Here is a 22,034-nt window from a genome sequence, read left to right as displayed (position 1 = left end):
GCGGAGGCTCCCCTTCCGGCGCCCCCGGTCCCGGCGGCGGCCCCGCGGGCGGCGACGAGCGGACCCGTGCCGCCGGCGTCGCTCTCGGCAGCCCCCGCCGCGGTCGGCGCGCCGGTCCTCGTCGCTGCCCCCGCACCCCCGGCCGCGGCGCCGGCGCGGCCGAACACGGACGGGGTGCCCCGTCACGCGCTGGCCAAGCCGCCCGTGCGCAAGCTGGCGCGCGAGCTCGGCGTCGACCTCGACACCATCAACCCCACGGGCCCGGGCGGGATCGTCACGCGCGAGGACGTGCTCGGGCACCAGCGGCACACGGAGCCGCGCACCCTGGCGACCTACGCCGCGGACGACACGCCGTGGCTCGCCAGCGGCACCGTCAGCCCCGACGGGCGGCAGACGCGCGTCCCCGTCCGCTCCGTGCGCAAGCGGACCGCCGAGGCCATGGTCGGCAGCGCCTTCACGGCGCCGCACGTGACCGTCTTCCACACGGTGGACGTCACGCGCACCATGCGTCTGGTCGAGCGGCTGCGCGCCGACCGGGAGTTCACGGACGTGCGCGTCACGCCGCTCCTCGTCGCCGCGAAGGCCCTGGTCCTGGCCGTGCGACGGCACCCGGAGATCAACGCCTCGTGGGACGAGGGCTCCCAGGAGATCGTCTACAAGCACTACGTCAACCTCGGCATCGCCGCGGCGACGCCGCGGGGGCTCGTCGTGCCGAACATCAAGGACGCGCACCGGCAGGGCCTGCGCGAGCTCGCCGGCTCCATCGCCCACCTCACCGCGACCGCCCGCGCGGGGCGCACCACCCCCGCCGACATGGCGGACGGCACGATCACGCTGACGAACGTCGGGGTGTTCGGCATCGACACGGGCACTCCCATCCTCAACCCGGGCGAGGCGGCGATCCTCGCGTTCGGCGCCATCCGGGAGCAGCCGTGGGTGCACAAGGGCAAGGTCAAGGTGCGTCAGGTGACGCAGCTCGCGCTGAGCTTCGACCACCGCCTCGTGGACGGGGAGCTCGGGGCGCGCGTCCTGGCGGACGTCGCCGCCGTCCTGCACGAGCCGTCCCAGGCCCTCGTCTGGGCGAGCTGACCCCAGCGCCGTCCCGGGGTCCGAGGATCCGGACCCCCTCCCCCCGACGAGCTGCCGGTCCCGGCCGCGTCGGTCGTCCCGCAGGGGGACGGGACCGGCATCTCGTCGTGGGCGTGACGGGCGGCGCGCGGTGTGCGAGCCGCGCCCGCGGGTCAGTCGCGGGGGGTGAGGACGAAGACGGGGATCTGGCGGTCCGTCTTCCTCTGGTACTCGGCGTAGTCGGGCCAGACGGCGACGGCCCGCTCCCACCACGCCTCGCGCTCGGCGCCGCCGACCTCGCGGGCGTCGTAGTCCTTCCGCACGGCGCCGTCCTGCAGCTCGACGTGGGGGTCGGCGACGAGGTTGTGGTACCAGGTCGGGTGCTCGGGCGCGCCGCCCTTCGAGGCGACGACGGCGTACTCGCCCCCGTGCTCCACGCGCATGAGCGGCGTCTTGCGCAGCCTGCCGGAACGGGCGCCGACGGACGTCAGGACGATGATCGGGACGCCGCGCAGCTCGTTGGCCTCGCGGCCGTCGGTGGCCTCGAAGGTCTCGGCCTGCTGGCGGGCCCAGTCGGACTGGGAGGGCGCGTACTCACCGGAGAGGGGCATGCCGGCGGCAACGCGCGCCACCGCCGCTCTTCTTCCCGCCCGCGGGCGAGGCGCGAGCCACGCCCTCGCGACGAGAGGCCGGTGCGGGCCGCGTGCGGGTGCGGTCGGGCGGCCCCGAGCGGCATCTCGTGGCGAGGTGGGGCGGGCGGGGGAACCCGAGGGGCTGTGAGCGGGTCGGGGAGGGGCGGGGGCTGTGAGCGGGCGGGGGCGCGACGGGGCGTGGGGGAGGGGGCACCTACCCTGGTGCGGTGGACGTGACGGCTGCCCCGACCCCGCGGGCCCCCCGGCCGGCCGGTGCGCCGGGCGGTCCCGTCGAGCCCCCGGCGGCGAGGCGCGGGGCGCGGGTGCTGCCGCCCGGGGGCGCCCTGGTGCTCCTCGGCGGGGCGGTCGTGGCGGTCCTCGTCGGGGTCGCGGCGTCCGGGGCTGCCCTGCCCGGGGTGCTGGCCGACCCCGGGGCCGCGGTGCGGTGGGGCCTGCCCGTGGTCGGGGCGGTGGCCGAGGTCGCGTCGGCGCTGACGCTGGGCGCGCTCGTCCTCGCCGCCGGGCTGCTGCCCCTGCGGGCACGCGCGTCGGACCGGGTGCGGGCGCCGCGGGACGGGGTGGCGGCGGTCGACGGCCGGGCGTGGCCGCAGGCGCTCGTGCTGGCGGCGCTCGGGGCGGGGGCCTGGACGGTGGCCGCGCTCGTCGAGCTCGTCCTGTCCTACGCGAACGTCGCCGGCCAGCCGCCGACGGCCGCCGACTTCGGGGCGCAGCTGCAGCTCTACGTGACGCAGGTCGAGCTCGGCCGCACGGAGCTGTCCGTCGTCGTGCTGGCCGCGGTCGTCAGCGTGCTCGCGCTGCTCGTGCGGACGCCCACGGGGGCGGCGTGGACGGCGCTCGTCGCGCTCGCTGCCCTGTGGCAGGGCGCGCAGACCGGCCACGCCGCCGGGGCCGCCTCGCACGAGCTGGCGGTGTCGTCGATGACGATGCACCTCGTCGGGGCGGCGCTGTGGGTCGGCGGGCTGCTCGGGCTGGCGCTGCTGGGCGGCCGGCTCGGGGACGACGTGGCACCCGCCGTCTCCCGCTACTCCGTCGTGGCGGGCTGGTGCCTCGTCGCGGTCGCCGTGTCCGGCACGGTGAACGGCACGGTCCGGACCGGCCTCGACGGCCTGACGACCGCCTGGGGCACGCTCCTGCTGGCCAAGGTCGCGCTCCTCGTCGTGCTGGGCCTGCTCGGGCTGGCGCACCGGCGGCGCGTGGTCGGGCGGCTCGCGGCGGGCGGTCCCGCGCGCGCCCTGCTGCGCCGCCTCGTCGTCGTCGAGCTCGCCGTCATGGGCGCCGTGTCGGGCGTCGCCGTGGCGCTGTCCTCGACCGCGCCGCCCGTCGACGACACCCCGCCGGCCGACCCGACGCCGGCGCAGCTCCTCACAGGCTCGCCGCTGCCGCCCGAGCCGACCGCCCTGCGCTGGCTCACGGAGTGGCGGTGGGACGTCCTGGCCGCGTCCGCCGCGGTCGCCGGCGCGGTCGTCTACGTCCGCTGGGTGGTGCGCCTGCACCGCCGCGGCGACCGGTGGCCGGTGCTGCGGACCGTCTCCTTCGTCGCGGGCATGCTCGTCTTCGGCTGGGCGACCTCCGGCGGCCCGGCCGCCTACGGCATGGTGCTCTTCAGCGCCCACATGCTCGAGCACATGGTGCTCGTCATGGTGGTGCCGGTGCTCGTCGCCCTGTCGGCGCCCGTCACCCTGGCCCTGCGCGCGCTGCCCGTGCGCGCGGCGGCGCTGCCCGGGGACGCCTCCCGCGGGCCGCGCGAGTGGCTCCTCGTGCTCGTCCACAGCCGCGTCGGCACGGTGCTGGCGCACCCCGTCGTGGCCGCCGTGAACTTCGTCGTGTCGATGGTCGCCTTCTACTACACGGACCTCTTCGAGCTCGCGCTGCGCAGCCACCTCGGCCACCTCGCGATGATCCTGCACTTCTCCGTGGCGGGGTACCTGTTCGCCAACGCCATGGTCGGGCTCGACCCCGGGCCGGCACGGCTGCCCCACCCGCAGCGCCTCGTGCTGCTGCTGTCGACGATGGCCTTCCACGCCTTCTTCGGCGTCTCCCTGCTCCAGAGCACCTCGCTCCTCGTCGCCGACTGGTTCGGCCTCATGGGCCGGCCCTGGGGCCCCTCCGCCATCGACGACCAGCAGCAGGGCGCGGCCATCACCTGGGGGATCGGCGAGCTCCCGACCCTCGCGCTCGCGGTCGGGCTCGTGTTCGCGTGGGCCCGGGACGACGAGCGGGCGGCGCGGCGCCGCGACCGCACGGTCGACCGGTCCGGCGACACCGAGATGGACGAGTACAACGCGATGCTGGCGCGGATGGCGGAGCGCGAGGGGCGCTGAGCGGCGCACGACGCCGGGCCCGGCGGCTCCGACGGCGGCGCCGACGCGCGGCGGGCGCCCGGGTCGTCGTGATAGGACGGCCGGGTGAGCGACCCGGCCTCCGCCCCCGTCCCCGACGTCCCCCGTCCGCCCGCCGACGCCCCCGCGGCCGTCGCCGCCGGCCCCGCGCCCGAGGGCGCGGCCGGCCCGGCGGCGTCGTCGTCCGCGCCCGACGCGAGCCGTCCTTTCGACGACCTCGACGCGTACGTCGCGCTGCCGCGGCTCGGCGGGCTCGCGCTCTCGCCCGACGGCACGCGCCTCGTCACGTCGGTCTCGACGCTCGACGCGAAGGCGACCGCGTACGTCACCGCCCTGTGGGAGGTCGACCCCACCGGCGCGCGCCCGGCCCGGCGCCTGACCCGCGGCGCCAAGGGCGAGGGCGGCGCGGCCTTCACGCCCGGCGGCGACCTGCTCTTCACGGCGGCGCGCCCCGACCCGGGCGTGGAGGGCGAGGACGACCCGGTGCCCGCGCTGTGGCTCCTGCCGCGCGACGGCGCGGAGGCGCGGGTGGTCGCCCGGCGCGGCGCGGGCCTGGGTGGGCTCTCCACGGCCGCCGCGGCGCCGGTCGCGCTGCTGACCTCGGACGTGCTGCCGCGTGCCGCCGACGACGCCGAGGACGACCGCCTGCGCAAGGACCGCAAGGACCGCAAGGTCAGCGCGATCCTCCACGACGCCTACCCCGTCCGGTACTGGGACCACGACCTCGGGCCGGCGTCGCCGCACGCGTTCGTCGCCCCGCTGGCGGAGGTGCTCGCCGAGGGCGACGCGGACGCCGCCGACCCGGCGGCCCTCGCGGCCGGGCAGCCCGGCACCGCCGCGACGCTGCGGGACGTCACGCCCGACGCCCGCCGCGGGCAGCTGCGCGAGCAGCACGGTGCGCTGAGCCCGGACGGCCGGACGCTCGTCACGGGCTGGACCGTCCCCCTCGCGCGGGGCTCGCAGCGCAGCGTGCTCGTGGCGATCGACGTCGACACCGGTGAGCGCCGCACGCTCGTCGACGACCCCACCACGGACGCCTTCTCGCCCGTCGTGTCCCCGGACGGCGCGTGGGTCGCCTACGGCTGGGAGCGCCGCTCCACGCCCACGACCGCCCCCGCCGCCGGCGTCGCGGTGGTGGCGCTCGCGCCCGGCGACGACGGGCCGGCGCGGCCGCAGGTCCTCGCGCCGCAGTGGGACCGCTGGCCGCACGCGCCCGTGTGGCTGCCGGACTCCTCCGGGGTGCTGGTCGTCGCCGACGACAACGGCCGCGCGCCCGTCTTCCGCCTGGGCCGCACCCGCGGCGACGCGGTGCGGGTGACGTCCGACGACGCCGCCTTCAGCGACGTGCAGGTCGCCCCCGACGGGCGGACGGCCTACGCGCTGCGCACCTCGTACCTCGCCCCGGCGCACCCCGTGCGCATCGACCTGGCGGCCGCGGCGGCGGGGACGCCGGTCGCGGCGCAGGCGCTGCGCCCGCCCGCGCCGCTGCCGCCGCTGCCCGGCACGCTGACGGAGGTCTCGACCACGGTCGAGGACGGCCGCACGGTGCGCGCCTGGCTCGCGCTGCCCGAGGGCGCGGGGGAGGACGCCCCGGCGCCGCTGCTCCTGTGGATCCACGGCGGGCCGCTCGGCTCGTGGAACGCCTGGTCCTGGCGCTGGAACCCCTGGCTGCTCGTCGCGCGCGGGTACGCGGTGCTGCTCCCGGACCCCGCCCTGTCGACGGGTTACGGGCAGGCGTTCGTGCAGGCGGGCTGGGGGGCGTGGGGCGAGGCGCCCTTCACCGACCTCATGGCCGTCACGGACGTCGCGGAGGCGCGCGAGGACGTCGACGCCACCCGCACGGCCGCGATGGGCGGGTCCTTCGGCGGCTACATGGCGAACTGGGTCGCGGGCCACACGGACCGCTTCAAGGCCATCGTCACCCACGCCAGCCTGTGGGCCCTGGACCAGTTCGGCCCGACGACGGACGCGGCCTACTACTGGCTCGAGGAGATGACGCCGGAGATGGCGGAGCGGAACTCCCCGCACCGGTCCGTCGAGCGGATCGTCACCCCGGTGCTCGTCGTGCACGGGGACAAGGACTACCGGGTGCCGATCGGGGAGGGCCTGCGGCTCTGGTACGAGCTCCTGTCGGCGTCCGGGCTCCCCGCGGACGACGAGGGGCGCTCGCCGCACCGGTTCCTCTACTTCCCCGACGAGAACCACTGGGTGCTCACGCCGCAGCACGCGAAGGTCTGGTACGGCACGGTCGAGGCGTTCCTCGCGGAGCACGTGCTGGGTCGCACCGGCGAGGACGCGACGCCCTACCCGGAGGTCCTCGGCTGACGGCTGCCCCCTGCCGGCACCGCGCGTCACCCGTCCGTGTCGGTGGGGGGCGGCACACTCGGCCCCGCAGACACGGACGGGGGGCGGCCGACGGGGCCGCCGCACGATCGGCCCGCGACGGGCCGGACAGGGGTGGGGCATGAGCGGCAGCACGGCGGCGCAGCGCACGGGCGGGACGTCCGGGGGCCTGGACCACGACGCGGCGCGCACGCGCAAGGGGGAGCTCGTGGCGCTCGCGCGCGAGCTCGAGGGCCGGCGGGTGCGGGCCGCCGGCGCCCCCGACGCGACGCCGGCGCGTCCGGCGGTCGCGGTCGGGCTCACGCCGCACGACGACGGGTCGTTCGGGCTGGCCGTCCGCTACCGGCTCGGCCTGCCGCAGGTCCGCGCCGTGGCGCGCCGGCTGGCGGAGGAGGGCGGGCCCGTCGTCGACGTGCGGCGGACCGGTCGCATCCGGCCCCTCGACCGGCCGGTCGGACCCCGGCCACCGGTCGGGCGGGCGCAGGCCCTCGGGCCGACGGACCGCACACGGCCCCTGCGCCCCGGGATCTCCATCGCGCACGTGGACGTCTCCGCCGGCACCCTCGGGGCCTTCGTGCGGATCGGCGGGGCCGTGCACGCCCTGTCGAACTACCACGTGCTCGCGGGATCGCCCGCGGCGCAGGTGGGGGACGTGGTGCTGCAGCCCGGGCCGGCCGACGGGGGGTCCGCGCCCGACGACCGGGTGGGCACGCTGGCCGCGACGGTCCCGCTCGCCCCGGGCCGCACGGCGCTCGTGGACGCCGCGGTCGCGCTCCTGGACGACCCCGAGGCGATCGACCCGACCTACCCGGTGGGCCGTATCACCCGGACGGGTGCGGTCCGCGGCGGCGAGGCCGTGGCCAAGACGGGCCGGACGACCGCCCTCACCCGGGGCCGGGTGACCGCGATCGAGCTCGACGACGTGGTCGTCAACTACGGGGAAGGGCTGGGTGACCTGGCGTTCGACGACCAGATCGAGGTGGAGTCGACCGGCACGGGGCCGTTCTCGCGGGGCGGCGACTCCGGGTCGCTCGTGTACCTGGAGGACGGGACCGCGATCGGGCTGCTCTTTGCGGGGTCGGAGACGGGGGGCGACAATGGCACCGGGCTGACGTACGTCAACCCGATCGACGCCGTCCTCACGGCGTTGGACGCGACGCTCGTCTGACGGGCGGCCCGGTCCGGCCGGTCCCCCGGCCCCGCCCGCCGCCGCCCCGGACGCGGCGGGAGGCGAGGAGCGGTGGCCGGGATCGAGAGGGCACGGGTGGCGAAGGCGCACCTGGCGTCGGCGCTGGCGGGCCGGGCGGACGTGGCGGACCGCGTCCGCGGCATCGGGCTGCGGCCCACCGGGCCCGCCGGTCAGCCGGGGGCGCCCGACTACGAGCTGCTCGTCAACCTGTCGTCGCCCGCGCCGGGTGCGGTGCCGACGGACGTCGACGGCGTCGGCGTGCGGGTGCGGGTCGTCGGGGACGTCGTCCCGCTGCGCTGACCCTCCCCAGGACGCCCGCTCCGCGCGGCCGTCCGGGTGACGTCCGGGCAGGTGGGGGCGGCATCGGTCGTGCGCCGGTCGCCGCGCGGCCATGATGGCCCTGTGGACGGCACCCGGGACGACGAGCGCGCCGACGACGCGCGCGGCGCCGCCGCCGCGGCGTCGGCCCTGGCGTCGCTGGCCCGTCACCTCGAGGGGTGCCGGACCCGCGAGGAGGTGGCGCGGACGGCTGCGGACGCCGCCCGCGAGCTCGTGGGCGCGGCGATCGTCGGGTTCCGCCGCATCGAGCAGAGCACGAGCCGTGCCGTCGCGGTCTCGCCGGAGCCGCCGCCGGAGTACGTGGAGCGCGCCTACCGGGCGGTGCGCATCGAGGAGCGGTCCTACCTCGCGCGGGTCGTGAAGGAGCGCGTGGGGAACATCTGGCACGACCCCGAGGTGCACCGGGGCGCGGACCCGGGGCAGGGCGACCTCGCCCTCCTGCGCGAGTACGGGATGGGTTCCGCCCTCAACGTGCCGGTCCTCGTCACGGGCGGCGTGTGGGGCCACGTCATCGCGGGGCGCCGCCCCGACCGGGCGCCCTTCGGGGCGGCGGACTTCGCGCACGTCGAGGTGGTGGCCGCGCTGGCGGCAGGGGCGCTCGCCCGCGTCGAGCTCGAGGCGCAGGTCCAGCACCTCGTCGCCGACGACCCGCTGACGGGCCTGGGCAACCGCCGCGTCGCGGACCAGGCCGCCGCGGCCGCGCTGGCCTCCGGCGAGGAGACCGTCATCGTCATGTGCGACGTGGACGGTCTCAAGCGGGTCAACGACGAGCTGGGGCACGAGACGGGCGACGACCTGCTGCGCTCCGTGGCGGACGTGCTGCGCCGGGTCGCGGACGGCCTGCCGGGGACGACCGCCGCGCGCATCGGCGGCGACGAGTTCTGCCTCGTCGTCCAGGGGCAGCCGCGGGCCGCGGTCTCCGAGGTGCTCGCGCGCACCACGGAGGAGTTCCCCCTGCCGCACGGCGCCTCCATCTCGTTCGGCATCGCCTCCACCGCGGTCGCCGGTGCCGTGTCGGCGCGCCACCTCTTCCGGCGGGCGGACGCCGCGCAGTACCGCGCCAAGCGTGCCCGCTACCGCGCCCGGCGGGCCGCCGCGCCGATGGCCGACCCGGCGGTGACGGCCGAGCGCCTCGTCGTGGCGGCGTCCGCGGCGGTCGCGGCCGCGCGGCCCGGGCTGCTGTCCCGCCTCTGCGCGCTCGCCGCGTCCGCGACGGAGACGCTCGGGGGCACGGAGTGGGCCGTCCTCGCCCGCGCCGCGGTGGGCCCCGCGGCGGGGGCGCCGGCACCCCTGGAGCGGCCGCTGGGCGAGCCCGTCGTGGTGGCCAGCGGCGGGGTCGCCGCGGCCCGGGGCGCCGGCAGCGGGACCGTGGTCGTCGAGCGGACGCCGTGGCTCGTCGAGGTGGGGGTGTCGCGCACCGCGTCGACCGCCCCGGCCGTGCTCACCGCGCTCGAGGCGATGCTCGTCGTCGCCGCGCAGGAGGGGCGCCGCCCGGGCGGGGTCGCGCCCGACCGCGTCCTCGGCGCGGGCGCCGTGGCGGGCCGCCTGGCCTGACCCGTCCCCGGCACCTCGCCGACGACCGCACCCGACCCGCCGGCGGCGCGCCCGACGGCCGGCAGGTCAGCCGTTCAGCGGCAGCACGAGGGTGCGGGGCGCACCGGGGACGACGCGGACGGGCACGCCCCAGTCCTGCGACGCCAGGTGGCACGCGGGGTACTCGACCGCCGGGTCGTCGTCGCAGGAGGCGGCCTGCGCCGTCACGTGCAGCACGCCCTCGGGGACGTCCGGGTCGAGCCGCAGGACGCGGTCCAGGGGCACGTCGTCGCCCGCGCCGGCCAGCAGCAGCCCCGGCGGGGTCGAGGAGACGCGCAGCCGCGTCGACGGGCCGAAGCGGTCGTCGTACTTCTGCCCCGTGGCGGGCGTGAAGACGACGTCGAGGTGCACCTCGCCGGGTGCCAGGTCGGTCGGCGGGCGGCGGGTGCGGTGCGCACCCCGGTCGAGCACGGCCCCGGCGACGTCCGCGGGCAGGGCCAGCCGCGTGAGGCGGTGGGCCGCGGACTCCACGACGAGCACGGCCGGCGCCTCCCCGTCCGCGGCGGGCAGCACGACGAGGCCGCTGGGCTCGGCGAGGTCGGTCGCCAGCGTCGTCACGGTGCCTGGGGTGCCGTCTGCGGCGTCGGCGGCGGGCGGGACGTAGCGGCGGACGGCGCCGTTGTAGGTGTCGGCGACCAGCACGGACCCGTCGGCGAGAGCGGCGACGCCGAGGGGGTGCTGGAGGCGGGCGGCGTCCGCCGGGCCGTCGCGGTGGCCGAAGTCGAAGAGGCCCTCGCCGACGGCGGTCCGCACGGGGGCGGCAGTGCCGCCGTGCCGCGGCTCGCACCAGCGCAGCGCGGACGTCTCGGAGTCCGCCACCCACACCCGTCGGTCGGGCCCGAGCGCGAGGCCCGACGGCTGCGCGAACCAGGCGCCCAGGGGATCGCCGTCGACGAGCCCCTCGTTCATCGTCCCGGCCAGGAGCCCCAGCGACCCCTGCTCCCCGTCGAAGGTCCACAGCGTGTGGTTCCCCGCCATCGCCACGACGAACGCGGCGAGGTCGGGCGACCACACCACGTCCCACGGCGAGGACAGCCGCACGTCGCGCGGCGCGAACCCGCCGGCCACCCCGCCGACGAGGCCGCGCACCTCGTCGCCGCGGCCGCCGTCGGGGAGCCGGAGGTTGTCCGCGCCCCCGACCATGTACTGCTCGCCCGTGCCGGCGACCGTGGACACGTGCCCGTCCGCGAGCCGCACGCCGCGCAGGGCGTGGTTGACGGTGTCGGCGACGAGCACGTCGTACCCCAGCCACGACCGCAGCTCCTCCGGCACGAGGCACAGGCCGTTGGGCTCGCTGAACCGCGCCACGTCCGGCCCGCCGTCCACGAGCCCGCGCTCCCCCGAGCCGATGCGCCGCACCAGCGTCTCGCCGTCCGCGGCGAGCTCGGCGAGGGAGTGGTGGCCGGCGTCCGCGACCAGCAGGTGCCCGCCGGGGAGCGCGACGGCCTTCGCCGGGAATCGCAGGGTCCCCGCCGTCGGCTCCGGCGGCACGTAGGGGCCGTCCCCCCGGTGCAGCGTGCCCCTCGCGCCGTGCTCGGCGACGAGCTCCTCCACCAGCACGCCGAGCGCGTGCGCGTGCCCCTCGCCGGCCATCTGCGCGACGACGTAGCCCTCGGGGTCCACGACGACGAGCGTCGGCCAGGCGCGGGCGGTGTAGGCGCCCCAGGTGACGAGCCCGGGGTCGTCGAGCACGGGGTGGCGCACCTCGTAGCGCTCGACCGCGGCGGCCAGCGCGACGGGGTCGGCCTCGTGGACGAACTTGGGCGAGTGCACCCCGACGACCACGAGCACGTCCCGGTGCCGCTCCTCCAGCGCGCGCAGCTCGTCGAGCACGTGGAGGCAGTTGATGCAGCAGAAGGTCCAGAAGTCGAGGACGACGACCTTGCCGCGCAGGTCCGCCAGGCGCAGGTCGCGGCCACCGGTGTTGAGCCACCCCCGCCCCACGAGCTCGGAGGCGCGGACCTTGGGGAGGCGGGTGCTGCGGGGCGTCACGGGGAGGAGTCAACACGACGCCGCCGACACGGTCCTCCCCGGTCCGTCGCGGACCGCGTGCGGCTCAGCCGACGACCACGTCCTCGCCGCTCTCGGGCGCCAGGAGCTCCTCGGGCTCGACGACGGTGGGCGCGTCCCGCCGCCGCTCCTCGAGCGCGGCGAGGTCGGGGAAGAGCTTGGCGGTCGCGGCGCGCACGTGCTGCACCGCGAGGTCCTTCGCCTTCGCCTCGAGCACCACGTCCAGCGGCCCGGGCGCGATCCGCAGGAGGTCGACGAGGTCCCAGGGCGAGACGAGGTCGGCGTGGGGCGTCAGCCGGGGCAGCACCGGGACCTGGACCGTCCGGCGGGTGCCCGGCACCTTCTTCGGCACCGTCCCCACGTCGAGCCGCGCGCTCGACAGGTGCACCTTCGGCCGGACGCCGGGGGCCCAGGTGGCGTAGGCGGCGCGCAGCGCCTCGTCGGGCGGGACGACCGCCGACTCCGCCATGGTGCGGTGGTGGTGGTGGTCGTAGACGACCCGCACCCCGGTCCGGCGGGACAGCTCGAGGACGTCCGTCACGCCGAAGGGGCCGTCGTCGTTCTCCAGGCCCAGCCGCGCCCGCGCCCGGTCCGACAGGAGCCCCCACGCCCGCTCCCAGCGGTCGAGCGCCGAGGGCCGGTCGTTGTAGAGGCCCCCGGTGTGGACGACGACGGTCGCCTCCGGGCCCTGGCCGAGCGCGTCGAGGAGCGCGGCGTCCTGCTCGAGGTCCATGGAGGACTTGCGGCGCAGCTCCTCCTCGGGCCCGTTGATGACCGTGTACTGCCCGGGGTGCGTGGACAGCCGGATGCCGAGGTCCCGGGCGCGGGCGCCGACGCGCTCGAGCTGCTCCGCGCACTCGTCGAGCTGCCGGCGGTAGTGCAGCTCGGGCAGGTCGGGGTGGGTGCCGTAGGGCACGGTGCTGCTGGAGAGGCGGAACACGCGCACGTCGATGGTGTCGAGGTACGTCAGCGCCTCGTCGAGCAGCTCGAGCGAGCGGGACAGGTGCGGGCCGCTCTGCCAGCGCCGGCCGTCCGAGGTGGCCATGCCGCCGTTGCCGAGGATCTTCACGGCGAAGCCGAGCCGGTAGGGGTGCGCCATGCCGACCACCGTCCCCCGGCCGCCGGACCTGCGCCACCGGACCCGCGCCACCGGACCCGTGCGCCCGCGGGACGTCCCCAGCCCGCCCGACGAGCGGCCCGGCCACCTGGGACGCGGCGCCCTGGTGCCCGGGACGCGGGGCCCGGGAGGGTCGGTCCCGCCGGCACGGGGCCGGCACCGACCGAGGACCCGAGGAACCGCCATGACCAGCACCACCGTCCCGTCCACCCCGTCCGCCGACCGCGCGGCCGACCGCACGGCCGGCCGCGCCGCCGCGGCCCGTGCGGGCGCCGTGCCGTCCCGCGCCTGGGCCGTCACCGGCGCCGTCGCGGGGGCCGTCGGCATCGCCGCCATCCAGCTGTCCCTGGCGCTGTCCGCCGACTGGCAGAGCACGGCGGGCGACCCCGAGGCCGTCGTCGCGTCCTACGCCGGCAAGACGGGAACGCTCCTGGCCTTCCACGTGGCGACGATGCTGCTCGTCCCGCTGCTGCTCGTGTTCGCCGCCGGGCTGCAGCGCCGGCTCGCGGTGCAGGCCCCCGCGCACAGCCTGCTGCCGGCCGTCGCCGCCTCGGGGCTCGGGCTCGTCGCCGTGGCCGCGCTGCTCGGCGCGGGCCTGGACACCCAGTTCATCTTCGGGTTCGCCGACGCGGAGAACCTCGTCGCGGAGTCCGGCGCCTTCTACGCCGACTGGGTCGCGACGATCCCGTGGCTGTGGGTCGGCGCCGGCGTCAGCGGCGTCGCGCTCGCGGTCGCCGCGCTGCGTCACGGCGCGGCCCCGCGCTGGATCGGGGTCGTCGGACTCGTGCTCGGCGGGATCACGCTGCTGTTCGGCCTCTCGCCGCTGCAGTACATGGCCGGCTTCACCGGCCCGCTGTGGCTGCTCGTCACCGGCCTCGGCTTCGCGCTCGGGGACCGGCGCTGACCGCGGGACGTCCCGCGGGCACCGGCCGGACGACCCGTCCGACCGCCCGTACCGACGCCGGGCGCCCGCAGGGGGGGCGCCCGGCGTCCGGCGCACGTCCGGGTGAAACCCGCCGGGTGCCTCCGCCGGCCCGTCGCCGACCCCTACGGTCCCCCCTGTGAGCACGGCGACGAGGGACGGCGACCCGGTGGCGGCGGCGGGGCCCGGCCCCGCGGCAGCGGTCGGCCCTCCCGTCGCCGACGCCCGGCCGGCCGACGGGACGCCCGCCGTCGCGTGGGCCGTCGCGGTGACGGCGGCCCTCCTCGGGACCGCCGGGGTCGTGCTCCAGCTCGCGTCGGGCCTCGCGCTCACCAGCGGGGACCTGCTCTTCGTCGTCGTCGACGCCACGGTGGCGCTGGTCTACGGGACGGTCGCGGCCCTCGTGCTCGCCCGACGGCGGCACCCGGTGGGCTGGCTCGTCGCGCTCGCGGCCCTCGGCGGCGGGCTCGCGGCGCTCGGCGGCGGCTGGGGCAGCTGGGCCCGGACGCACCCCGCGGCGCCGGCGCTCGAACCGCTCGCGCTGGCCTACGGGCTGGCGTGGGTGCCCGGGACCGTCGCCCTGTTCACCGTCGTGCCGTGGCTGGTCCGCGACCACCCGCTCGGCCGGGCCGAACGCCTCGGGCTGGCGCTCGGCGTCGCCTCCGTCCTGTGGTTCGTCGTCGACAGCCTGCGGGCCACCGAGGGGGCGCCCGACGGCGCGATCGTCGGCGTCGTCGTCGCGGGGCTGCTCACCGCGGCCGCCACGGCCCGGCGCCACCGCACCGGCCCCGTCGCGGAGCGCCCCGGGCTCGGGCTGCTCGCCGTCGGCACCGCGGTCATGGCGCTGTCGTTCCTGCCGCTCGTCGTCGTGCTGCCCGACCCCGACCTCGTGCTCGCGCTGCCCCTGTCCCACCTGGCGACGCAGGCGCTGTTCCCCGTCGCGATCCTCACCTCCGTGCTGCGCAACCGGCTCTGGGGGCTGGACCTCGCGGTGTCGCGCGCGGCCGTCGGCGGGCTCCTCGTGCTCGGGCTGGCCCTGGTCTACGGGGGCCTCGTCGTGGCGGCGACCGCCCTGCTCGGGGACCGACCGGTGGCCGCGGTCGTCGCCGCGGTCGGCGTCGCGGTCGCGGTGCAGCCGCTGCACGCGGCCTCCCGGCGGCGCGTCCAGGCCCTCGTCTACGGGCAGGCGCGCACCCCGGGGCGGGCGGCGCTCGACCTCGGCCGCCGGCTCGCGGTCGGCACGGGGGCCGCCGCGCTCGACGACCTGGCCCGCACCGTCGGCACCGCGCTGCGGCTGGAGTCGGTCACCCTGCGCGCCCCCGACGGCACGGCCGGCGCGTGGGGCGTGCCGACCTCCGCACCCCTGCGCCGCGAGCTGCGGCACGGCGGCCGCCCCGTCGGGGTCGTCGAGGTGACCGCGCCGCCGGGGGAGCGGCTCGACGCCCGGTCGACCGCGGCGCTGGACCAGCTCCTCGGCGTGGTCGCGGCCGGCCTGGCGCTCGTCGCCCAGGCACGCGAGCTCGAGAGGGCGCGGACCGCGGCGACGCGCGCCCGGCTCGCCGAGCGGCAGGTCGTCCGGCGCGAGCTGCACGACGGCCTCGGCCCGTGGCTGTCGGGCCTGCGCCTGGGGCTGCAGGGCGCGCGGAACCTGCTCGACACCGACCCCGCCGCGGCGGCGACGGTGCTGGACGCGCTCGGTGCGGAGGCGGACCGTCGGGTGGAGGACGTCCGCACCCTCTCGCGCAGCCTGCTGCCGCCCGTGCTCGACGAGCTCGGGCTGGCGGCGGCGCTGGAGGAGCTCGTCGCCCGGCACGCGGCGACGGGGTTCGCGGTCGACCTGCGGTGCCCGCCGCTGGTCGGGCTGGACGCGCGGGTCGCGGCCGCCGCCTACGGCATCGCGAGCGAGGCGGTGCTCAACGCCGCCCGCCACAGCGGCGCGGGCGGCTGCCGGCTCGTCGTCGACGTGGACCTGGACCCGGCCCCGGGCCGCGCCCCCGACGAGGAGCGGGTGCCGGCGGCCGTCCCCCTCCTGCTCCTCACCTGCGTCGACGACGGGGACGGCGTCCTGCCCGGCGCGGCGCACGGCGTCGGGACGCGGTCCATGCGCGAGCGCGCGGAGGAGCTCGGCGGGTGGTGGACCCGCGGCCCCGCGCCCGGGGGCGGCACCGTCGTGCGGGCGGTCCTGCCGCTCGAGCCTGCGTGGGGGGCGATCGGACGGCCGCCCGGGGAGGAGCAGGGGGACGACGCGACGGGGGTGCACGCATGAGCGGGTCGACGATGCCGGCGGCCCCGCCCCCGACGTCGGGGTCCCCGGGGGGCGTCGTGTCGGTGGCGCTCGTCGACGACCACCCCGTCTTCCGCATCGGCCTCGCCGCGCTGCTGGGGTCGCTGCCGGGCGTCGTCGTCGTCGGCCAGGCGGCGAGCGCCGCGGAGGGCCGCGCGCTGCTGACGGGTCGCGACGACGTCGACGTGGCGCTCGTCGACCTCGACCTGGGCGACGGCTCGGGGGTCGACGTCATCCGCGACGTCCTGCGCGTGCGCCCGGGGCTGCGGGTGCTCGTCGTGACGATGCACGACGACGACGGCGCGGTGGTGGCGTCCGTGCGTGCCGGCGCGCGCGGCTACCTGCTGAAGTCGGCGCCGCCCGACGCGGTGGAGCGGGCCGTCCGCGCCGCCGCGGCGGGGGAGATGATCCTGTCCCCGCAGGTGGCGGAGCGCGCCATGGCATACGTGCTCGGCGGGCGCACCGCCGCGCGGGTGCCGTTCCCGCAGCTCACCGACCGCGAGCGCGAGGTGCTCGACCTCGTGGCGGCGGGGTTGGACAACACCGGCGTCGCGCGCCGCCTGGGCCTGTCCACGAAGACCGTCCGCAACGTGCTGGCGACCGTCCTGGCCAAGCTCGCCCTCCGCGACCGCGCCGCCGCCATCGCCCGCGCCCGCGCCGAGGGCCTCGGTGGCGACGCGATCTGACCAGCGGCAGGAGCGGCCGGTCGTCCTCCCCGGGACGTCACCGCCCGTCCCCTGCGGTGAAGAAGTCCTCGAGGACGGTGGTGTCCTCGTAGCCCAGCCGCATGCCGCGGACCTGCTCGAGGGTGTGGAAGCGGACGGCCTGCCCCTCGGTGAGCGGCAGCGTCCCGGCGTCGACGTCCAGGTGCGCCCAGAAGGTGTGCTCGAGCCCGTAGGACCGCCGGGCCGAGACCACGTGGTGCAGGTCGGCGGGCGCGAGGTCCACCGACATCTCCTCGCGCAGCTCGCGCACCGCGGCGTCGGCCGGTCTCTCACCGGGCTCGAGGTGGCCGCCGGGCAGGCACCAGGTCCCCGGGAAGGGGATGTCCGGGATGTCGTCGCGCAGCTGCAGCAGGACCCGGTCCCGGGCGTCGAGGAGGATCACCTGCACCCCCTCGGTGACGTCGCCGGTGCCGTCACCGGGGGAGGGGTCGTCCATCGTCTCCTGGTCCGCGTCCACGGGAGGATCCTCGCCGGTCAGCGGCGGCGCAGGACCCAGATGCGGGGGTGGTGTCCCTTGGCGAACACCTTCAGGGGCGGCCCGACGGGCTCCCACCACAGCGCGGCGGCTGCGACGCACCGCTCCATGACGCGCACCTCGTGCGTGAGCACCGCGAGGCGGCTGCCGGGGACCGTGATGCCGTGCGCGGCGCGGAGCAGCCCGGTGTGCAGCGCCTCGGCGGTGGCGTGGCTGCCGTGTAGGCCGCCCCACGGCGGGTCGGCGAGCACGAGGTCCGCCGTGCCGCCGGCCGCCGTCCCGGCCAGGGCCGTCGCCAGGCCGACGTGGTCCGTCGCGTCGGCCGCGAGCAGCTCGACCGGGACCCCGGTGCGGGGGGCGTCGGACGCGCCGAGCACCCGCAGGCCGGCCGCGACGGCGTTCTCGCGGGCGGCCGCCAGGGCGTCGGGGTCGGTGTCCACGAGCACCGCCGAGGCCGCCGGACCCGCGAGCAGCCGCTCGACGAGGAGGGTGCCGGACCCGCCCATGAGGTTGACGACCCGGTCCTCGGGGACCACGCCCGCGAGCCGGGCCATGGCCGCGGCGATCGTCGCGTTCGCGGCGCCGGGGTAGTCGACGACCCGCCAGCGGCGCGCCGACAGGGGCCGCGGGCCGATCCGGACGAGCACGTCCCAGCCGGGGTCGGCGTCGCCGCCGCGAGGTGCCGGTCCGCCGAGCACCCCGCGGCGGACCCGGAGCACGAGCCGGCCACCCGCGGGGTCGTGGGGCAGGCCGATCGCCGCCGCCACCTCCTGGGCGAGCCGCGCGAAGACGGCCGAGTCCTTGCCCGCGGCCTCGAACCGGAACGACGACGAGGCCGCGGCCAGCTGCGCAGCGCGCACGGCGGCCACGACGCGTGCGAGGTGGTCCCCGCTCGTCAGCGACCGGGGCCGCGGGACCGCGAAGTGCAGCGCGATCGACGCCGACACCGCCGTGCGCAGCTCGAGCACGGGGCGCAGCGGGCCGTCGACCTCGACGAGGAGCGCGTCGTCCCGGCCCGCGACGGGGCGCGGCGGGCGGCGGGGGGCCAGGTGCTCCACGACCTCGTCGTGCAGCACGCCCTCGAGCCCGGGCAGGAACGTCAGCTCGACGAGGGTGCTCGTCGGGACGGCGGTGTCCGGTCGTCGCGGGCCCCGCCGGCCGGGGCCGGGCTCGTGGTGGCCGGGCGGGCGGTGGCGGGGGGCGGGGCGCCGACCGGCGGGTGCGGGGCGGGGCTCCCGCCGGTCCGGGTCCCGGCCGTCGCCGTCGCGGGCCACCGCGCCACCACCCGGTCGTCCGGTGGCGCCCGGTCGTCCGGTCGAGGCGGGTCGACCGGCCGTCGCACCCGGTCCACCCGTCCCGGATCGGCCGCCCGTCCCGCCCCTCCCGCCGGGTCCGCCGGTCCCGCCACCGCCACCCGTGCCGCTGCGCGGGGCCTCGTCGCGACCCTCGCGGCGCTCCGAGGGACGGCCGCCGCCCCCGCCCGGCCGGGGCGTCACGCGGCGCCGGCGGCCGCGTCGGCCCCGCGTCGGGCCTGCTCGTCGTCGTGCTCAGCGGCGTCCGCCGGCGTCCCGCCGTCCCTCGCCACGTCGGGCAGGCCCCGCACGACGTCCGACGCGCCGACGACCACGGCCGCGGACCCGGCAGCGGCGCCGACGGCCCGCAGGACGAACGCCTCGGTCTCGGCGATGGCGCGCTGGCGCTCGGGGCCGTCCTCGTGGGGCACGCCGCGCCCCGACAGGCACGCGTTGACCAGCGGCACGGTGGTGTCGAGGTCCTGCTCCGGCAGCGTCCCGGCGGCGATCCCGTCGGCGAGGATCCGGCGCAGCAGCCGCTCGACGGTCACGACGTGCTCGCGCACCCGCGCCTGCGTCTCCCGGGAGAGCACGGACCGCAGCTCGGGCCCCGGGGCGAGGTGGTACTCGCGCTTGAGCTGCACCTGCTGGCGCACGTAGGCGCGCAGCTGGTCCGTCGGGTCGTCGAGCCCGTCGATCGCCCGGTGGAGCTGCCCGACGAAGTGCTCCGTCTCGTGCGTGATGAACCCGACGAGGAGCGACTCCTTGTCGGTGAAGTGGTTGTAGACGGCGGTGCGGCCCACGCCCGCGGCCGCCGCGATCTCCGCCAGGGTGAGGGCGTCGAAGCCCCGCTCGCCCATGAGCCGGGCCAGCGCGCCGAAGAGCCGCAGCCGCGTCTGCTCGCGGTGCTCGTGCAGGGATCCCCCGATGATCTTCGGCATGCTGACATGGTCGCACGCGATGTCAGGAAGATGGTCACCGGGAGGGCCGCCCTCACCCGGTCGGGGGCCCTGCTCTCAGGATCCCGGCGACGGCCCGTGCCACGGCTCGGTGTGACCGTCCCGCAACCGCCAGCGGCGGCGTGCACCGGCTCGCTACGGTGCGGCCATGGAGACCACCGGACCCGGGACCGACGCCCCGCAGCAGCCCGTGACGCCCGAGCCGGACCTGAAGGACTGGACCTGGGTCCTCGAGCGCCCGTGCCCCGAGTGCGGGTCCGCGGCCGGGGACGTGGCGCCGACGGACCTCGGCGCGGCGGTGCGCGCGACCGTGCCGCGGTGGCACTCCGCGCTCGCGCGCCCCGACGCCCGGGTCCGGCCCACGCCCACGACGTGGTCGCCGACGGAGTACGGCGCCCACGTCCGGGACGTCCTGCGCGTCTTCACCGGCCGGCTGGAGCTCATGCTCGAGAGGGACGCGCCGACCTTCCCGAACTGGGACCAGGACGCGACCGCGCTGGCGGAGCGCTACGACCTCGCGGACCCGGTGGTCGTCGCGGCCGAGATCGCGGCGGCGGCGGAGGTGGCGGCCGCCGCGTTCGACGCCGTGCGCGAGGACCAGTGGGACCGCACGGGGCTGCGCTCGAACGGCTCGCACTTCACCGTGGCGAGCCTCGGCGCCTACTTCCTGCACGACCTCCGCCACCACCTCCACGACGTGGGCGCCTGACGCGGGCGGCGGGTCGTCGGCACCCGCGCGGGCGTCGGGCCCGCCGGACCCGTCACCGTGTCAGCGGCGCGCCGCCTCCTCGAGCAGGGTGCGCGAGAGCTCCTCGGGCGGCTGCGGCCGGCCCAGGTGGTACCCCTGGACGTGCGTGCAGCCCAGGCGCGCGGCCGCCGCGAGCGTCTCGGCGTCCTCGATGCCCTCGAGGACGACGGTGGTGCCCAGCGTGCGCCCCAGCAGCAGCACCGCGGAGACGACGGCCGCCGCCTCCGAGCGCGTGGCGAGGCCCAGGCTGAGCGAGCGGTCGATCTTCAGGGTGGCCCGGGGCAGGTCGAGCACGCGGCTGAGCGAGGACCACCCGGCGCCGAGGTCGTCGATCGCCAGGCCGCACCGCAGCGCCTCGAGCTCGGCGATCGCGCGCGTCGCGCCCTCGTCGAGCAGCCCCGACTCGGTGATCTCCAGGGTGAGGCGGTCGGGACCCAGACCCTGCGTCGCCATCGCGCGCGCCACGTCCTCGATGAGGCCGGGCCGCGCCAGCTCCTCGGCCGAGACGTTGACGAAGACCCGGGGCGGCGCCAGCGCGCCGAGCTCGGCGTCCCACGCCGCGAGCTGGCGGCAGGCCTCCTCGACGACCCAGGACCCGATCTCGACGAGCAGGCCGAGCTCGGCGGCGAGGTCGACGAACTGGCCCGCGGCCAGCACCCCGTGCGACGGGTGGTGCCACCGCAGGAGCGCCTCCATGGCCCAGAGGTCGTCCACCCGCGGCGCCCCGGCGACGAGGGCGGCGGGGAGCAGCTCGCGGATCGGCTGGTAGTGCAGGCGGAGCTGGCCGGCGGCCAGGGCCCCGCGCAGGTCGGCCGCGAGGGCGTCGGACGCGCGGTCGTGGTCCCCCGACCAGGGGCCGGCTCCGTGCGGCGCGGGCCCGGAGCCGACGAAGACCTCGATGCGGCCCCGGCCGGCGCGCTTGGCGACGTACATGGCCGCGTCCGCGTGGGACAGCAGGGAGTCCGCCGTCTGCTCCGCGTCCAGGTAGGCCACGCCGATGCTGGCCGAGGGCTGCAGGACGACGTCACCGAGGTCCAGCGGTTCCCGCAGGGCGGCGGCGACGCGTTCGGCGACGTCGAGCGCCTCGCCGGGACCGTGAAGGTCCTCGAGGAGCACCACGAGCTCGTCGCCGCCGATCCGCGCGAGGACGTCGGCGCTGCGCAGCCGGCCGCGGACGCGGCGCGCGCAGGCGCGGAGCAGCTCGTCGCCGGCGAGGTGCCCCCAGGAGTCGTTGACCGCCTTGAGGCCGTCGACGTCGAGGAACAGCAGCGCGGCGGTGCCGCCGGAGCGGCCGAGCCGCGCCACCGCGCGCTCCAGGTGCTCGTGCAGCACCCAGCGCAGCGGCAGCTCGGTGAGCGGGTCGTGCGCGGCCCGGTGGGCGAGCTCCTCCCGCGCCTCGCGGGCGGCGTCCCGGTCCGCGGCGACCACGAGGTAGGAGACCGCGAGGCGGGCGAGCTGCTGCACGAGGTGGCTCTCGTCCTCGGTCAGGCGCCGGGCCTCGCGACGGTACAGGTCGAGCACGCCCCAGGTCCGTCCCCGGGCGACGAGCGGCACGCTGGTGAGCCCGCGGACCCCGAGGTCGGCCGCCGCCTCCATCCAGCCGGGCCATCGGCCCTCGGCACGGACGTCCGCGAGGTCGACCACGGCCCGCTCCTCGACGGCGCTCCTGCAGGGACCGTCCTGCATCTCCTCCTGCAGGCGCTCGAGCCGCTGCGACAGGTCGTGGGAGGCGAAGACGTGGCGCACCACGCCGTCGGGCAGGGCGAGCATGACGCCGGCCGCGTCGACCTCCACCACCCGCAGCACGGAGGTCATGAGGCGTCGCAGCACCTCCGGCGCGTCGAAGTCCTCGACGACGACCGAGCTGAACTCGTCGAGGACGTGGACGAGCGACTCACGACCCGTCACCGCGTCCCCCTCGTCCGGCGGCAGCGGTGGGCTCACGCTGCCTGCCCGCGGTCCGGGTGACGACCGGATC

General features: G+C 78.0%; 16 protein-coding genes and 1 pseudogene. 10 read left to right on the top strand and 7 right to left on the bottom strand.

The features are described from left to right. Nucleotides 1-1,089 (top strand): dihydrolipoamide acetyltransferase family protein (locus EJA20_RS09360; protein ID WP_164983910.1); only part of this gene is annotated, 1,089 nt, incomplete at its 5' end. Between the two features lie 152 nt (nucleotides 1,090-1,241). On the opposite strand, the gene EJA20_RS09355 is transcribed toward EJA20_RS09360, so the two are convergent. Next, nucleotides 1,242-1,679, bottom strand: coding sequence for a nitroreductase family deazaflavin-dependent oxidoreductase (locus tag EJA20_RS09355; RefSeq protein ID WP_129337890.1), 438 nt, complete (start codon nucleotides 1,677-1,679; stop codon nucleotides 1,242-1,244). Nucleotides 1,680-1,927: 248 nt separating this feature from the next. Here EJA20_RS09355 and EJA20_RS09350 point away from each other — a divergent pair, with 248 nt between their 5' ends. From EJA20_RS09350 to EJA20_RS09330, 5 genes are all read left to right on the top strand, one after another. Then, entirely contained in the window at nucleotides 1,928-4,042 is a 2,115-nt protein-coding gene (locus EJA20_RS09350) for a bifunctional copper resistance protein CopD/cytochrome c oxidase assembly protein (RefSeq protein ID WP_240675286.1), read from the top strand. Nucleotides 4,043-4,294: 252 nt separating this feature from the next. Next, entirely contained in the window at nucleotides 4,295-6,385 is a 2,091-nt protein-coding gene (locus EJA20_RS09345) for a S9 family peptidase (protein WP_240675289.1), read from the top strand. A gap of 139 nt (nucleotides 6,386-6,524) precedes the next feature. Then, nucleotides 6,525-7,571 (top strand): chymotrypsin family serine protease, encoded by a 1,047-nt coding sequence (locus tag EJA20_RS09340; protein WP_240675285.1) that lies wholly within the window; start codon nucleotides 6,525-6,527, stop codon nucleotides 7,569-7,571. A 72-nt stretch (nucleotides 7,572-7,643) separates the two neighbouring features. Beyond that, entirely contained in the window at nucleotides 7,644-7,892 is a 249-nt protein-coding gene (locus EJA20_RS09335; protein ID WP_129337880.1) for a hypothetical protein, read from the top strand. Nucleotides 7,893-7,994: 102 nt separating this feature from the next. Beyond that, entirely contained in the window at nucleotides 7,995-9,485 is a 1,491-nt protein-coding gene (locus EJA20_RS09330) for a GGDEF domain-containing protein (RefSeq protein ID WP_240675284.1), read from the top strand. 66 nt (nucleotides 9,486-9,551) lie between these two features. Here EJA20_RS09330 and EJA20_RS09325 read toward each other — a convergent pair whose 3' ends face one another. Beyond that, nucleotides 9,552-11,516: an NHL domain-containing thioredoxin family protein gene (locus EJA20_RS09325; RefSeq protein WP_129337879.1), complete on the bottom strand. Its 1,965-nt coding sequence runs from the start codon at nucleotides 11,514-11,516 to the stop codon at nucleotides 9,552-9,554. Between the two features lie 64 nt (nucleotides 11,517-11,580). Further along, entirely contained in the window at nucleotides 11,581-12,633 is a 1,053-nt protein-coding gene (locus EJA20_RS09320) for an apurinic/apyrimidinic endonuclease family protein (RefSeq protein WP_164983909.1), read from the bottom strand. 202 nt (nucleotides 12,634-12,835) lie between these two features. On the opposite strand from EJA20_RS09320, the gene EJA20_RS09315 reads away from it, so the two are divergent. The 3 genes from EJA20_RS09315 to EJA20_RS09305 all read left to right on the top strand — a co-directional run bounded on the left by EJA20_RS09315 (nucleotide 12,836) and on the right by EJA20_RS09305 (nucleotide 16,543). Then, a complete protein-coding gene (locus tag EJA20_RS09315; protein WP_240675281.1) occupies nucleotides 12,836-13,555 on the top strand; it encodes a hypothetical protein in 720 nt (239 codons plus the stop codon). A gap of 157 nt (nucleotides 13,556-13,712) precedes the next feature. Next, complete coding sequence (locus tag EJA20_RS09310; RefSeq protein WP_129337876.1) at nucleotides 13,713-15,839, top strand: sensor histidine kinase; 2,127 nt, start codon at nucleotides 13,713-13,715, stop codon at nucleotides 15,837-15,839. After that, nucleotides 15,836-16,543, top strand: coding sequence for a response regulator (locus tag EJA20_RS09305; RefSeq protein WP_240675280.1), 708 nt, complete (start codon nucleotides 15,836-15,838; stop codon nucleotides 16,541-16,543). The genes EJA20_RS09310 and EJA20_RS09305 overlap by 4 nt, the downstream gene beginning before the upstream one ends. Before the next feature lie 37 nt (nucleotides 16,544-16,580). Here EJA20_RS09305 and EJA20_RS09300 read toward each other — a convergent pair whose 3' ends face one another. The 3 genes and pseudogenes from EJA20_RS09300 to EJA20_RS09290 form a co-directional block, all read right to left on the bottom strand. After that, entirely contained in the window at nucleotides 16,581-17,039 is a 459-nt protein-coding gene (locus tag EJA20_RS09300; RefSeq protein WP_240675279.1) for an NUDIX hydrolase, read from the bottom strand. Between the two features lie 17 nt (nucleotides 17,040-17,056). Further along, complete coding sequence (locus EJA20_RS09295) at nucleotides 17,057-18,331, bottom strand: class I SAM-dependent methyltransferase (protein ID WP_240675278.1); 1,275 nt, start codon at nucleotides 18,329-18,331, stop codon at nucleotides 17,057-17,059. A 371-nt stretch (nucleotides 18,332-18,702) separates the two neighbouring features. Next, nucleotides 18,703-19,290 (bottom strand): annotated as a pseudogene (locus EJA20_RS09290) (TetR/AcrR family transcriptional regulator); the annotation flags it as partial. A gap of 166 nt (nucleotides 19,291-19,456) precedes the next feature. Here EJA20_RS09290 and EJA20_RS09285 point away from each other — a divergent pair. Continuing rightward, nucleotides 19,457-20,017, top strand: coding sequence for a DinB family protein (locus tag EJA20_RS09285; protein ID WP_129337873.1), 561 nt, complete (start codon nucleotides 19,457-19,459; stop codon nucleotides 20,015-20,017). Between the two features lie 60 nt (nucleotides 20,018-20,077). Here the strand turns inward: EJA20_RS09285 and EJA20_RS09280 are convergent, their stop codons facing one another. After that, the gene (locus tag EJA20_RS09280) at nucleotides 20,078-21,964 is read right to left on the bottom strand and encodes a putative bifunctional diguanylate cyclase/phosphodiesterase (protein WP_129337872.1); all 1,887 of its coding nucleotides are present in this window, start codon (nucleotides 21,962-21,964) and stop codon (nucleotides 20,078-20,080) included. Nucleotides 21,965-22,034 lie beyond the last annotated feature (70 nt).

Origin of the sequence: Cellulomonas endophytica (assembly GCF_004123805.1) — a bacterium.
Lineage (GTDB): Bacteria > Actinomycetota > Actinomycetes > Actinomycetales > Cellulomonadaceae > Cellulomonas > Cellulomonas endophytica.
This window is presented reverse-complemented; position numbering and strand designations above follow the sequence as displayed.

What these genes read in the sequence shown, in the direction of transcription:
- EJA20_RS09355 (WP_129337890.1), bottom strand. Translation starts at nt 1,679, where the DNA reads ATGCCCCTCTCCGGTGAGTACGCGCCCTCCCAGTCCGACTGGGCCCGC.
- EJA20_RS09340 (WP_240675285.1), top strand. Translation starts at nt 6,525, where the DNA reads ATGAGCGGCAGCACGGCGGCGCAGCGCACGGGCGGGACGTCCGGGGGC.
- EJA20_RS09320 (WP_164983909.1), bottom strand. Translation starts at nt 12,633, where the DNA reads ATGGCGCACCCCTACCGGCTCGGCTTCGCCGTGAAGATCCTCGGCAAC.
- EJA20_RS09315 (WP_240675281.1), top strand. Translation starts at nt 12,836, where the DNA reads ATGACCAGCACCACCGTCCCGTCCACCCCGTCCGCCGACCGCGCGGCC.
- EJA20_RS09305 (WP_240675280.1), top strand. Translation starts at nt 15,836, where the DNA reads ATGAGCGGGTCGACGATGCCGGCGGCCCCGCCCCCGACGTCGGGGTCC.
- EJA20_RS09285 (WP_129337873.1), top strand. Translation starts at nt 19,457, where the DNA reads ATGGAGACCACCGGACCCGGGACCGACGCCCCGCAGCAGCCCGTGACG.